Below are 14,744 nucleotides of genomic sequence, written 5' to 3' on the forward strand. Positions count from 1 at the left end.
TAAAGCCTTTTTAGTTTAATATTATTTCAGAAAATTTATCTTAAAAAGTTCTCGTTCAGCCATTTCAGCTTGTTGTAGCTTTTTAGAAACTTGGCTTTCAGATCCAGGTTTTTTTCACGGGCTTCCAATAATTTGTTTTCTCTTGAATTGATCAGGAATAATGAGCTTTCACCGTTGCTGAATCTAGTTTCTTCAGCGTTTAATAGCCGCTCATAGTTGCTGAGATTCTGTGTTGAAATATCAATTTGAGTAAAATAATTACTGACTTCGTTTCTATAAGTTTCAATTTTGGTATTGATTTCACGGAATTTCATCTGAGAATCCTGCTGGTTTTGTGAAATCTTTAGTTTGGCAATCTGATAATCGGCTCTTGCCTGCCTCATGAAAACCGGAATTTCCAACTTCAATCCGTATTGAAAGTTGTTATCAAAAAGAGGAAGATAATCCGGGCTATAATTTTCTTTATTAAAAAAATTGTAAGTAAAATCAATTTTAGGAAGAAAGCTTTGCCATTTCAGTCTTCGTTCACTTTCTAAAATATTTTGTTTCTGAAAATAATATTCCAATGACGCATGATTTTCCAGCTGTCTGGATTTTACATTTTCCACAAGAAGTTCATAATCACTGTACCCTGAATGTTCATCCAGACTGGATGACGGAAAAATAAGTTGCGAAATTTCATAGAATTCCTGATTTTCTTTCCAAAGAAACATCTGCAAATCCTGCGTACTTTTTACAAAGTTTAAAAAAGCATCCCTTTCCTGAAGTTCAAAACTTTGCAGCTGTGAGGCGGCTTCTACAGTATCAATTGCAGGTCTTTCACCAAATTCGTATGTTTTTTTTGTTAATTCCAGACGTTTTTTGTTGATCTGAACGGCAGATTTTTGGAGCTTATATATTTCATAATTTTTCACCCATTCCCAAAAGGTATTTTCCGCATCTAAAAGAAGTTCGTTGGTGAGTACAGTCTGTTCCGCTTCTGTCATTCTCAATCCGAATTTTGCCTGATCCAGCATGGCTCTTCTTCGATCGTACAAAAGATTTTTAGCTAATGGAACTGTAATTCCGAATTGGTATAATCCACCCGGCGTTTCGCTGCTGTTGAGCTTTTCGCCTTCCAGATAATTGTAGCTCCCAGTAATATCAATTCCATACCATGTAGGAATCCCAAGTTCAATATTTCTTTGGGTATAATATTTTTTACCGTCAATATTTTTCTCCCCAAGCTTTCCGGCAATTACAGGATCGAAATTTCCTCTTGCCTTGGTAATTTCTTCGTTGGCAATCCTGTTCTGAAGCTGATACTTGAAAGCCATCGGATGATAATTTTTAACAATATTCATAAATTCCTGGTGCGAGAGTTTCAGAGAATCCTGCGCAAAAGAGAACTGGATAGAAAACAGAATTAGAAAAGCTGAAAATATATTATTTACTTTTTTCATTTCCTGTAGATTTATCAGTTGTGTTCACTTCGTAATAATCAGGCGGGAATCCGTTGATGTTTCGCCATAATTCGTACCAGATCGGGACATCATTCAAAATAGCAATTCCCTGAACACCGGTTCCCATTTTAATTTTTGGCGGCCATTGTTTTTCATTTTTATCCTGAATGACTAATGCTTTAAATAAGCCATTGGCACTGATATTACTTTCAACGGCAATCACTTTTCCAGCAAAAGTACCATAGCTTGAGTTGGGCCATCCGGAGAAAACAATTGCCGGAAAACCATCGAAAATAAACATTACACGCTGTCCTTCTTTGATCAAAGGCAAATCAACGGGTTTAATATAAATCTCCACTGCATAATCTACATTTTCGGGAACAATGACTCCTATACTTTCACCGTCTTTCAGGATTTCTCCGATTCCTGCTTTATTGATCTGTACAACCTGACCGTCCTGCGAAGCAATCACGAAATACAAACCTTGTCTGGCTCTGTAATTGGCAACCTGATTCTCAAGTTTAGCAATATCACCGTCACTTCCTTCAATTTGTCCCATACTCTGGAATCTGTCGCCTTCTGTTTTGCTTAGTTTTTCATTATAGTCCTGTATAGTAGCATTCTGCTCAATGCTCACGTTTACAATTTCCTGTCGTGTTTGAGCCAGTTTGTTTTCAATAGATGTTTTTTTTGCCAATGAATTTTGATAAGAAACACTTCTTTGCTGAAATTGTGTAAGTGATACCAAACCTTCATCATACATTTTTTTCTGTCTTTCAAACTGATCTTCCGACATGCGAAGTTCATTTTTTGCTGCCTGTAGTTCTGCTTCTTCGCCTTCCAATTTATTATTCAGCTGGCTTATTTTTACTTTCAGCTGGCTAAGTTTCAGATCTCTTGCAGAGTTCAGTGCTTCAATCTGGTTGTTTGTAGTTCCTACTTTGGCTTCGTAATAATCTCTTACACCTTTTTTAGCTTCCACTTGTTGCTCTGTTCGTTTTACCAAGAGAGGATCCAGATAATCTTCCTTTACTTCAGAAAGCTGGAGGATTGTGTCTCCTTTTTTTACATAATCTCCGCTTTTTACATACCATTTGATGATTCTTCCCGGAATCGGTGAGTTTAGTTGTTGCGGACGCTGCTCTTGGTAGAGCGTTGTTACATTTCCTTTAACTTTGATATTTTGTGTCCATGGTAGAAATAAAACGATAATACCACCAAGAAAGATAAAAAGAAACCATCTTTTTACCCGTGACTCTTTATTGATAAGGTATATTTTGTCGACTGATTGCAGTTTCATTATTTTAATGTTTATTAAATAAAATTTTCACCGTTCCTTCTTCTATATGAAGATGCTGATCGGCATCATTAATGAGGCTTTCATCTTGCGAAACAATAATGACGGTAGTTGTTTCCTTCAGTTTTAAAAGATATTGTCTCATTTTTGTTTTAAATTCATCGTTCATTCCGTCTAAAGGATCTTCCAGAATTAATAATCTTCTTGCGCCCACCATTGCTCTCAGAAGCAGAATTTTCTTTTTGGAACTGAACGAAATTTCAGTATCGGTTTCGCTGATGTCGGTAAAAAAGCCGTTGCTGAACTGGCTAGAGAAGTTTTCAATTCCTATTTTTTCAGAAATGTCTAAAATTTCTTCAGCAGAAGTTTCGTTGTGGCCAAGAATGATATTTTCGTACACAGTCCCTTTAATAATCGTCATATCCTCCAGATACATTCCGATTTGGTTTCTTAGGGAGATTCTATCAATATTCCTGATTGGAATTTTATCAAACAAGATAGTTCCGAAGCTTGGTTCGTAGAACCCGGTCATCATATTGAGTAGGAGCGATTTTCCAGAACCCAATTCTCCTGTAACAATATTAATAGTGTTTTCGGAGATTTTAAAATTAATATTTTCTAAAATTTTCTGGTAATCATTGAATGCAAAATTCACCTCTCGAAATTCAATCTCAAAACCTGTATTTTCTTCTTCAAAATTGATGGCTCCCATAGTTTCTTCCGGCAAGTCGGTTACTTTGTGAAGTTTTGCCAGTGAGGCAATTACGTCATAATAACTTTCTAGGCTGATAATAAGCTTTTCAACAGCCATCATAATACTCAAAACTACAATTTCTGTTGCAATGAAAGCACCAATATTCAGCTGTTGGTTAACTAAAAGATAGGTTCCTATAGCAAGCATTACCAATGTAATGACAACTTTAAAAGCAATAATTGTTTTGTACTGGAAAACTAAAACTTTGAAATGTGTTGTACGGTCATTCAGGTATTTTACCACTCTTTCGTCGGTTCCTGCAAGGTGTATTTCTGTTTTAGAATTTAGTTTAAAAGTCTTGATAGACGCTGCAATATCTTCTATCCAAGAGGCAACTTCGTATTTTTTATCACTTTCTTCGATGCTGGATTTAATCCCGCTTTCCATTGTATACCTGAATATTACAATCACACAAATGACAACCAGTGCGCCAAAAACCAAAAACCACGGATGGTAGAAAGACAATAGTAAAATTCCGAAGAAAATCTGAATCAGTGCCGTCGGGATTTCAAGTAATATTTTAGAGATTCCTTTCTGAAGATTTTGGGTATCAAAAAAACGGTTGACCAGCTCAGGAAGATAATATTTTCTTGTTGCAGAAAGATTTATTTTCGGTAGCTTCTCTGCAAAGGCAATGGAAAATTCAACAAAAATCTTTTGCTGAATTTTTTCTATAATCTGCATTACTTTTAGCCTGAAATATCCTACAAGCCAAGTTCCCAAAACTACAAATCCTATCAGAATATAGATAGAAGTTGCCATAGTAGCGCCCATTACAAAACTCACAATTGATTGAATCCCAAGCGGAACGCTAAGATGCACTAAACCGTTCAGAATAGCGTAGAAATAAATATTTGTAACATCTTTCTTCTCTTTCGTGACATATTTGAAAAGATTGTGACCGTGTTGTTTAGGAGAAGTTTCCATTGTTCAATATTATTTAATCAAATTAAAGGTGATGAATCTTAGATAGTTGAGAACATATCGCTTATGATCTATTCTGTCAATATGATTATCGGTAAGTTTAGGAAGGTGTTCACTGAAAAACTGTTGGTCATGAGCCGTTTCCAGCAGTGTGCTTGCAAAAGATTTAGGAAACTGGAAATCTGGTTTTGCCTGAATGATCACTTCACCCAAAAAACTGCAAAGACTTTTCAGCGGACTGAAAACCATTTCCTGATTGATTTCGTCTACATCTTTTACAAGGTAAGATTTGCTGCTTTCTGAAATTACAATACTGTGAAGTTTGTTGAGGTCGTAATCTTCAATTTTATCATCAGTTTGATTGTTATGAGTAATAATTTCAAGTATTTTTTCAATTCTTTGGTAGGGTTCTTTTATTTCTTGCAGTTTGATGTTAGAAATAAATTCTATATAAGACCAATACCAGTTGAGAATATAAGTCAGGAGTTTATGCTTAGAAGAAAAATACCTGTAAACAGTAGCTTCTGTCGAGCTAATTTTTTGAGCCAGTTTTTTAAATGTGAAACTTTCGAAACCTGTTTCATAGATCAGTTCGATAGAGTATTTTACAATGGCTTTCCCAATTTCACTTTTTTCGGGATCTTTTAAATATAAATTTTCGTTGACTTTGAATTTAACCTGAAATTCCATTTTCCAATTTTATGATACAAATATATAACTATTGGTAATTGTAGCAAAACTAATATTTGTTAATATTTTGTAATTATTGATAATAGTATTGCTATTATTGTTTATTATTTGAATTCACTAAAATGTAGATTAGCCATCTATAACTTTCATCGGATAAAGTTTTGATAAGAATTGCTGTTTTCAGACCCGAAAAACATTAATAAAGTTATAAATTTGCCGCACTCAATATTATGATCAATCAAGCATGGAATTATTAGTAGCCACACATAACATTCACAAAAAGGAAGAAATTCAGCAGATTCTGGAAGATAGGTTTTTGGTTAAAAGCCTTACAGATTACAATATCCATGAAGAAATTGTAGAAGATGGTAATTCTTTTCATGCCAACGCATTAATAAAAGCAAAGTACTGCTTCGATAAAACAGGAATCCCAAGTTTGGGAGATGACAGTGGTTTGGCTGTAGAAGCTTTAGACGGAAGACCGGGAATTTTTTCTGCCCGCTATGCAGGAGATCATGATTTTGCCAAAAATATTGGAAAAGTTTTGAGAGAAATGGATGGTGTTGATAACAGGAAAGCTTTTTTCATTACCGTTCTTTGCTATTATGACGAAAACGGAGCAAGATATTTTGAAGGAAGGGTTTATGGAAATCTTTTAAATGAAAATAAAGGTTTTAAGGGATTCGGATATGATCCGATTTTTGTTCCGGAAGGATATGAAAAGACTTTTGCCGAGATGAATCCTGAAGATAAAAACAAAATCAGCCACAGAAAAAAAGCGCTGGATTTATTTCTGGAATTTTTGAATAAATAGAATAGATTAGCAAAAACTTTGTAGTGTTTTGAAAGCTGTTGTTTTTTTATTGATTTAAACAATCATAATTTCAGGCTAATTTTCAACCTCAACCATTTATCGTACATTTGCCTTCAATAATTTTTTTGATTTGAGTACTTATTTAACGATATTAGGCTTTAATTCTGCTATTCCGACGATTAATACATCACCAACATCACAGCTTCTGGAAATGGAAGAACGCTGTTTTCTGATTGATTGTGGAGAAGGAACACAGGTACAGCTTAGAAAAGCCAAAGCAAGATTTTCGAAGATTAATCATATTTTTATTTCGCATCTTCACGGCGACCATTGTTTTGGTTTGCCAGGATTGATCGCATCTTTCAGACTTTTGGGAAGAGAAAATCCGCTTCATGTGTACGGACCAAAAGGAATAAAAAAAATGCTGGAAACAATATTTACCATCACTGAAACCCATCGTGGCTTCGAAGTGATTTATCATGAGCTGGATAAAGATTATTCGGAAAAAATTTACGAAGATAATAGGGTAGAAGTTTACACCATTCCGCTGAACCACAGAATTTACTGCAACGGATATTTGTTCAGAGAAAAGCCTAAAGAAAGACACATTAATATGGAAGAAGTCTCTAAATACAGTGAAATTGAGACTTGCGATTATCATCATCTGAAAGCCGGAAAAGATTTTGTGCTGAGTGACGGATATGTTCTGAAAAATGAAATTCTGACAACAGATCCTGCACTACCGGTTTCTTATGCATTTTGCAGCGACACCAGATATTTAGAATCTGTTGTTCCTATTATCAAAAATGTCAGTGTTCTTTACCATGAGTCTACATTTCTTCATGATTTGAAAGAGATGGCAGATTACACAGGTCATGCTACTGCGTTGGAAGCGGCTACGATTGCCAAAAAAGCTGAGGTTGGAAAGTTGATTTTAGGTCACTTCTCTAATCGTTACGGTGACTTAACGGTTTTTACTGATGAAGCGAGAAATGTTTTCCCTAATACGTATCTTCCTAAAGCACTGGAGTGTGTGAAAATTTGATATGGAAATGAATTTTTCAGAATTAAAAGATTTTCTGAACGAAAAGGCAGACTTTTACAACAATCTGGAGTTTATTCAGGATGATCCTGTACAGATTCCGCATCGTTTCAGTTTGAAACAGGATGTAGAAATTGCAGGTTTTCTGGCTGCAACTATAGCTTGGGGAAACAGAAAGTCTATTATAAGATCTGCCGAAAAAATGCTGGATATTATGGGGAATTCTCCTTATGATTTTGTGAGGAATCATACAGAAAGTGATTTGATCTTTTTACAGGATAAAAATATTCACAGAACTTTCAACGGTGAGGATTTTATTTACTTCATCCGTCAGTTTCAAAAAATTTACAGTGAAAATGAAAGCCTTGAAGATTTATTTTTAATTAATAATAACGAAACCAATTTTCAGCATTCCATAGAGCGGTTTCGGCAGAAATTTTTGGGAACAGAAAAACACAGAACGCATAAACATGTAAGTTCACCCTATAAAAATTCTTCTTCCAAACGAATCATGATGTTTCTCAGATGGATGATAAGGAAAGATAACCGGGGAGTAGATTTCGGAATCTGGCAAAAAATAGATCAACGGTTTTTGTCTATTCCTTTAGATGTTCATACAGGAAATATTTCCAGAAAGTTGGGGCTGATTTCCAGAACTCAAAATGACTGGAAAACAGTAGAGGAACTTGATGTAATTGTAAGAAAGCTGGATGATAAAGATCCTTCCAAATATGATTTTGCGCTTTTTGGACTTGGAGTGACTAAAGATTTATTATAAAACAAAAAATGAATTGAACTGATGAAAAAGTCATACGAGAAAATAGAATTTCTGGAAAAAATAGCCAACGGAATTACCTGGTGGATTGGTTCTATACCTTCTTTAATTGCCCATACTCTGTTTTTTATCATATCGTTTTTACTGCCCATACTCAATATAGTTGAGTTTGATAAAATGCTTCTGATTCTTACTACAGTGGTTTCTTTGGAAGCTATTTATCTTGCCATTTTTATCCAGATGTCAGTAAATAAAAGCCATGAGAAGATTGAAGATATTCAGGAAGACATTGAAGACATTCAGGAGGATATTGAGGAGATAAGCGAAGATATCGAAGAAATCAGTGAGGATATTGAGGGGATCAACGAGGATATTGAAGATATTCAGGAAGATATTGAAGAGATTAACGAAGAAGAAGAGGAGGACGACCACAACGAACGAGCAAAAAACGTAATCCTGAAAAGCAATGTTAGCAGTAATAAAAACGAAATTAAATTTCTGAAAGATAAAATTACAGAACTTCAGAATAAAATTGACGAGCTGAAAAAAGATTAATTTTATTTTTTTTCTTCACTATCTATAGCAAGTCAGTTGTTACAGATATTAAATTCTGACTTTCAGATTATTAAATATTTTTTTATCTAAATTAAATGAATTTTTATTGAGAAATTTTCAAAATATAGGATATTCAATTAAAGTTTGATTCAATTAAAACTTATTTATCAATAATTGAAAAATATGTTAATTCATTAAAAATTGGTATTTTTGGACAAACAATTCCAAAATGTTAAATTATAGATTAAAAAATTACTTTAAATTAAGTTTTTTTCTACTTTTTCTTATTGGGTTCAAATCTTATGCCCAGAAAAGATCAATTCATGATAAGAAGGTAAATCCTTCTGCTGCAAAAGCAGGTGATTTAATAGATGTAAATACTGCGTCCTATCCTCAAAGTGCTTTTACCCCTACTCAATTAGTCACCAATGTACTTGTAGGATCTGGCTCCAGTTGTGGTGCTCCCAATATTTCAAATGTTACCGTTTCTCCTAATCATCCAGTCACTATGAATGACAGGTTTTGGGGATATTTTAATAAAACTACATCTGGTTTTCCTTTTCAGCAAGGAATCGTTCTGACAACAGGTTTTGCCAGAAAAGCGGGAAACAATCCTGAGGCAAGTGTTTTAAATGACGGCAATGGAGGAGGAAGTGATGCGGATCTTATTGCGGCTATCGGAGCTACGACTACGATTAATAATGCTGCCATTTTAGAGTTCGACTTTATTCCTTCCAGTACACAGATGAAGTTTAACTATATTTTTGCTTCTGAAGAATATACAGGTTCGTTTCCATGTCCTCCAACGCAGTATGATGATGCTTTTGCCTTATTGCTAAAGCCAAATACACCAGGTTCCACTTACACCAATCTGGCTGTTTTACCAGGTGGAGCAGGACCTGTTTCGGTAACAAATATTTTACCGGCAAGTTTTTCTTGCGGCCCCATTAATGGAAACTATTTCGGCTCTCTATCTCCTAATGCAACCAACTACAATGGGATTACTGCTCCTCTTACAGCACAAGCAACGGTGATACCGGGACAGTCATATCATATAAAGATGGTTGTTGCAGATGCAAGAGATTCAATATACGGTTCTGCTGTTTTTTTAGAGGCAGGATCTTTTGATATAGGAATAAGTATTGTAGATAGTGCGGGAAATCCTTTGCCTGAAACAATCAATGTTTGCGATAATGCACCCCAGGTTTTAACGGCGCTTACCTCTGCGGTTCCGGGAACTACATATCAATGGCTCAGAAACGATGTTCCGATTACTGGAGCTACAAGTGTATCTTATACAGCAACATTACCTGGAGTTTATAAAGTTCAGGTATCATTACCGGGATCTACATGTCCTGTAGAAGCAAAAATTACCATTGTTGGAGGTACTTCGCCGGCTGCACAAAATGCAACATTAAAACTTTGTGCAACTCCTGCCGTAAGTAGTTTTAATTTGAATGACGCAAAGCCGCTAATCAGTACAGCAAGTGGTGCATTATTCCGTTTTTATACCAATCAGGCAGATGCGCAGCTTCAGAACAATAATTTTATTTCGGATGCTGCTTTATCCTTGTATAATGGAAGCGATGGTCAGGTTCTGCACGTAGTTGTTTCTGATGGAGGTTTTTGCAGTAGATTGGTTACCTTGACATTAAGGAAAGAAGATACTCCGGTTGCGCAGCTTGTAAGTACAAAACTCAGCATCTGTGCAGGAGAATCTGCAACACTCACTGCATCTGGAGGAGTTACTTATCAATGGGATGGCTTTTCAGGAACAGGAGCTGTAAGAACAGTTTCTCCAACACAAACTACAACATATACTGTGTATGCAGTCGGAGCTCAGGGTTGTAAGTCTTTACAGCCTGCCGTAATTACTGTAGAAGTTGTGCCTGCAATTAAATCAAATTTAACAGGCGGATATATTTGTGAAGGCGATAGAACCACTTTAGATGCAGGTGCAGGACCGGGTTATTCTTATACCTGGAGTAACGGAGCAACAGGTCAGACGCTTGTTGCTGATAGCCCTGGATTATATTTTGTAGACATCACCAATGGAGTATGTACAAAAAGATTTACCACAGAAGTAAAACAGGCTACAATTCCGGAAATTGTAAACGTGGATTACAATCAAAATGGTTCTTTAATTATTACAGCTTCCAATATCGGTGGCGGAGTTTTAGAATATTCTGCAGATAATGGAGTTACATGGCAAAGTTCAAATTTATTTAATAACATTCCAAATAATACAATTATCTATATAAGGGTTAGAGTAAAAAACACGAGCTGTGTAGGTTATCTTGAATATTTTACCTTTATCATGCAAAATGTGATTACGCCTAACGGAGATAATGTAAATGATAAAATTGATTTCAGAGGAATCAGTAATTACAATAACTTTCAGGTAATTGTTTCAGACCGTTACGGCAGAGAAGTTTACAAAGCTGATAAAACAAGACCTTTTTGGGACGGATATTTCCAGGGGAAAAAATTGCCTACTGCATCATATTGGTATCAGATTACATTTGAAGATCCTGCCAGTAAGCAGCTTACAGTAAAAACAGGTTGGATTTTACTTAAAAATATAGAATAGCCTTATAATTAATAATTGAAAGACCGATATTTTCGGTCTTTTTTTGTGATCATCATTTCAGATAATTTATAATCGGACATTATAATTGCGATAATGTAATTGATTTTCAACTAAATTTTAATTAAAAAAATAGTATTTTTGTTCAAAATAGCTAAAATGTTAAATAACATATTTAAAAATATACTCTATATTTTCGTTTTTTTGCTAATTGGTAATCAAGCTTTTCTTTCACAGCAGCGTTCAGGTAAGCAGTTGAGTAAAGCTTCCAGTCAAACGATGAAAGCAGGAGCATTTATTGATGTGAATGCTGCCGGTTATGTAGAGTCTTCATATAGTGTTTCTCAACTTGTGAAAGATGTTTTAATAGCTGGTGGTTCTACCTGTTCTACTGCAAATGTTTCTAATGTAGTTGTTTCTCCCAACCTGTCGGCAAGCAGTCAAAATAGAAGTTGGGGTTTTTTTAACAAAGGAACTACCAATTTTCCTTTTGCTAAAGGAATTGTTCTTACCACAGGACATGCAAGAAAAGCAGGTAATACATTTCAGGCAGCACAGCTGGGTGACGCATTAGGAACGCAGGGAGATATAGATCTTGCTACAGCATTAAATATTCCGAATAATATGCTGGAAGATGCAACTTATATAGAATTTGATTTTGTACCTACTTCCACAGAAGTAAGTTTCAGATATTTATTTGCTTCAGAAGAATATGACAGTAATTTTCCATGTCAGTTTGTTGATGGTTTTGCTTTATTGTTAAAAAAAGTAGGTGATCCCAGTTACACCAATTTGGCAGTTTTACCGGGCGGTGCAGGTCCTGTAAGTGTACAGAATATTCGTCCGGCGACACAATTTAGCGGAGCGCCTCTTACCTGTGGAGCTTTGAATGCTGCCTATTTTGGAGGATATAATAATGCCGCTATTGAAACGAATTTTAATGGTCGTACCGTTCCCTTAACTGCGAAAGCAACAGTAATACCTGGTGAGACTTATCATTTTAAGATGGTTTTGGCAGATTATGATGATTCTACGTATGATTCCGGTGTTTTCTTGGAGGCAGGATCTTTTGATATTGGGGTGAAAATTTTGGACCCTGCAGGCGTACAACTTCCTGCATCTATCAATGTCTGCGACAATGCACCAACAACATTTACTGCTTCAACGCAGATTGCGGGGGCAACTTATCAGTGGTTTTTAGGTCCGAATGCAATTACAGGAGCAACCAATGCTTCTTATACAGCTACCCAGCCCGGAGTTTATAAAGTTGAAGTAACGATTCCTGGAAACTCATGTCCCGGAACAGCTACTATAACAGTAGTTGGAGGTACATCTCCTACGGTTCAGAATGCTACACTTACGAGCTGTTATGCATCGGGAAATGTAAATTTTAATCTTACTGCTGCTCAAACAGCTATAAGCACAACCCCCGGAGTAACATTTTCATATTATCTGAATCAATCTGATGCAAACGCAGGAAATACGAATACCATTAATTCGCCTACTACTTTTTCAAGTGCAGGCGGTCAGACGATTTATGTCTTGGTTAAAAATGGCTTTTGTTCGCGTGTTGCTCAGCTTCAGCTGATTAAAGCTCCTGAAATTATTGCAAATATTGCCACACCTGCAGCTTTAACGTGTGCTAATGCTCAGGTTACTCTTGATGCTTCGGGATCTGTTTTTCCTGCTAATTCAACATTTTTATGGACTGCAGCAGGAGGGGGAAATATTGTTTCCGGAGCAGATACACTAAATCCTGTAGTAAATTCTGCGGGAACGTATACATTAACAATTTCAAACACTTATCAGCCAGGAAATGTAGGTTGTACAGGTACGGGTACAGTAACGGTAGTTGGAGACAGTACACCACCACAAACTGGTTTGACAGCGAGTAAAATATTGATCTGCGAAGGAGAATCTGTAACCCTTACTGCAACAGGAGGAGTTACCTATAATTGGACAACACTTCCGGGTACAGGAAATACACAAACGGTAACACCAGCCACAACCACTACTTACAGTGTAACAGCTATAGGAGCAAATGGCTGTGTCTCTACTGCACCTGCAACCATTACAATCGAAGTATCACAGCCAATTACAGTACAAAATGCAACAATTTTAAAATGCTACCAACAAGGAAATATTACTTATGACTTAACATCTGCACAAAGTAATATCACCACTTCCGCAACGGCAACTTTTGCGTATTATTTAAATCAGTCGGATGCGAACGCTGGTAATGCCAATACAATCGGAAATACTACTAATTTTCAAAGTGCAGGAAATCAGACAATCTACGTGCTAGTTAAAAATGGCGGTTGCAGCTATGTGGTTACTTTACAGCTATTGACAACACAACCTACCAATTTATCTATTGCAGCACCACAAACAATAACATGTACTCTTCCTCAGGTCACACTGGATGCATCCTCCTCTACGATACCAACAGGGTCTACAATTCAGTGGACAACAACAGGTGGAAATATTGTTTCAGGAGCAAATTCTTTGAATCCGGTAGTGAATGCAGGAGGTACTTATACTTTAACAGTATCAAATATTTCAGCTCCATCTGGCTTAAACTGTACGTTTACAGCAACAGTTACTGTGGTTGAGAATAAAACGCTTCCGGTTGCAAATGTAGGAGCATCTGTTCCGCAAATTTGTCCCGGAGAATCAGTAACACTTACGGCTACTGGCGGAGTTTCTTACGTATGGTCAAATTTAACGGGAACAGGGAATACCCAGGTTGTCTCACCTGCGACAACTACAACTTACACTGTTACAGCAATTGGTGCTAATGGATGTGTATCTGCTAATCCTGCCACTGTTACAGTAATTGTAGGACCTCCTACTGCAATTGTTGCAGCATCAAAATCAAAAATATGTGCAGGTGAATCTGTTACATTAACGGCAAGTGGCGGTTTTACTTATAACTGGGTAGGATTGACAGGAACTGGTAACACACAGATTGTTTCGCCAACAACAACCACAACTTATGAGGTTTTTGCTTTGGGTGGAAATGGATGTGTTTCTAATACTCCTGCAACGATAACTATTGAAGTGGTTCCGGCAATTGTCTCAACTTTAGAAGATGTATATGTTTGTGAAGGAGATGAAGGAACTTTAGATGCGGGATCAGGACCAGGCTATACTTATGTGTGGAGTACAGGACAGACCACTCAGACTATTACAACGAACGTACCCGGTTCTTATTCTGTAACAATCAGCAACGGAACTTGTTCAAGACTTTTTACGGCACAAATTATTAATCCTGATCTGCCTCAATTTAGCAATATCGTATATAAGGAAGGAGTATTAACTCTCACTACAACCAATCCTGCCGGCGGAGTTTTAGAATACTCAATTGACGGCGGAGTTACATGGCAGCCATCAAATGTTTTTTATAATGTGATGAAGAATATCAATTATAATATTCAGGTAAGAGTTCAGGGAGCTAAATGCAGTACTACAATAGAGTTTTTTACTTTTGTCATCAGTAATGCGATTACTCCGAATAGTGATGGAATAAATGATTATATTGACTTTAGCGGGATAAGTGGTTACAAAAACTTTGCAGCATCTATTTTTGATAGATATGGAGCAGAACTTTTCAAAGCAGATAAATCAAACACAAGATGGAATGGTTCTCTGAAAGGAATTAATCTTCCAACGGCGACGTACTGGTATAGGGTACAATGGGAAAATCCTGCAAGTAAAAAACTTGAGCTAAAATCCGGATGGATTTTATTGAAAAATAGAAATTAATAAAAAGAAAGAGTTATTCATATCGAATAACTCTTTTTTCTTATAAAAAATATAGATATTGATGATGTTTTATCAAAAAATAATTAAATTTGATGAAAC

The 14,744-nt window shown here is 36.1% G+C and carries 10 protein-coding genes; 6 read left to right on the forward strand and 4 right to left on the reverse strand.

The window, feature by feature from the left end:
* Positions 1-35 precede the first annotated feature (35 nt).
* From FOL89_RS02305 to FOL89_RS02320, 4 genes are read right to left on the reverse strand one after another with little or no spacing between them, the layout of a single operon-like run.
* Complete coding sequence (locus FOL89_RS02305; protein ID WP_144281228.1) at positions 36-1,442, reverse strand: TolC family protein; 1,407 nt, start codon at positions 1,440-1,442, stop codon at positions 36-38.
* Complete coding sequence (locus FOL89_RS02310) at positions 1,426-2,742, reverse strand: HlyD family secretion protein (protein ID WP_144281229.1); 1,317 nt, start codon at positions 2,740-2,742, stop codon at positions 1,426-1,428. Before FOL89_RS02310 ends, FOL89_RS02305 begins: the two co-directional genes overlap by 17 nt.
* Positions 2,743-2,746: 4 nt before the next feature.
* Positions 2,747-4,420, reverse strand: coding sequence for a peptidase domain-containing ABC transporter (locus tag FOL89_RS02315; protein WP_144281230.1), 1,674 nt, complete (start codon positions 4,418-4,420; stop codon positions 2,747-2,749).
* A gap of 9 nt (positions 4,421-4,429) precedes the next feature.
* Complete coding sequence (locus tag FOL89_RS02320) at positions 4,430-5,107, reverse strand: TetR/AcrR family transcriptional regulator (RefSeq protein ID WP_144281231.1); 678 nt, start codon at positions 5,105-5,107, stop codon at positions 4,430-4,432.
* A gap of 244 nt (positions 5,108-5,351) precedes the next feature.
* Between FOL89_RS02320 and rdgB the strand changes: the two genes are divergently transcribed.
* The 6 genes from rdgB (at position 5,352) to FOL89_RS02350 (ending at position 14,645) form a co-directional block, all read left to right on the forward strand.
* Complete coding sequence (gene rdgB / locus FOL89_RS02325; RefSeq protein WP_144281232.1) at positions 5,352-5,921, forward strand: RdgB/HAM1 family non-canonical purine NTP pyrophosphatase; 570 nt, start codon at positions 5,352-5,354, stop codon at positions 5,919-5,921.
* Positions 5,922-6,051: 130 nt separating this feature from the next.
* Complete coding sequence (locus FOL89_RS02330; RefSeq protein ID WP_144281233.1) at positions 6,052-6,966, forward strand: ribonuclease Z; 915 nt, start codon at positions 6,052-6,054, stop codon at positions 6,964-6,966.
* A gap of 7 nt (positions 6,967-6,973) precedes the next feature.
* On the forward strand, positions 6,974-7,741 hold the full coding sequence (locus FOL89_RS02335) for a TIGR02757 family protein (protein ID WP_144281234.1): 768 nt from the start codon (positions 6,974-6,976) through the stop codon (positions 7,739-7,741).
* Between the two features lie 21 nt (positions 7,742-7,762).
* Positions 7,763-8,293: a DUF1003 domain-containing protein gene (locus FOL89_RS02340; RefSeq protein ID WP_185146888.1), complete on the forward strand. Its 531-nt coding sequence runs from the start codon at positions 7,763-7,765 to the stop codon at positions 8,291-8,293.
* A 229-nt stretch (positions 8,294-8,522) separates the two neighbouring features.
* The gene (locus FOL89_RS02345; protein ID WP_144281236.1) at positions 8,523-10,883 is read left to right on the forward strand and encodes a choice-of-anchor L domain-containing protein; all 2,361 of its coding nucleotides are present in this window, start codon (positions 8,523-8,525) and stop codon (positions 10,881-10,883) included.
* 156 nt (positions 10,884-11,039) lie between these two features.
* The gene (locus FOL89_RS02350) at positions 11,040-14,645 is read left to right on the forward strand and encodes a choice-of-anchor L domain-containing protein (RefSeq protein WP_144281237.1); all 3,606 of its coding nucleotides are present in this window, start codon (positions 11,040-11,042) and stop codon (positions 14,643-14,645) included.
* The last annotated feature ends 99 nt before the right edge of the window (positions 14,646-14,744 follow it).

This window comes from Chryseobacterium echinoideorum, assembly GCF_007474535.1.
Lineage (GTDB): Bacteria > Bacteroidota > Bacteroidia > Flavobacteriales > Weeksellaceae > Chryseobacterium > Chryseobacterium echinoideorum.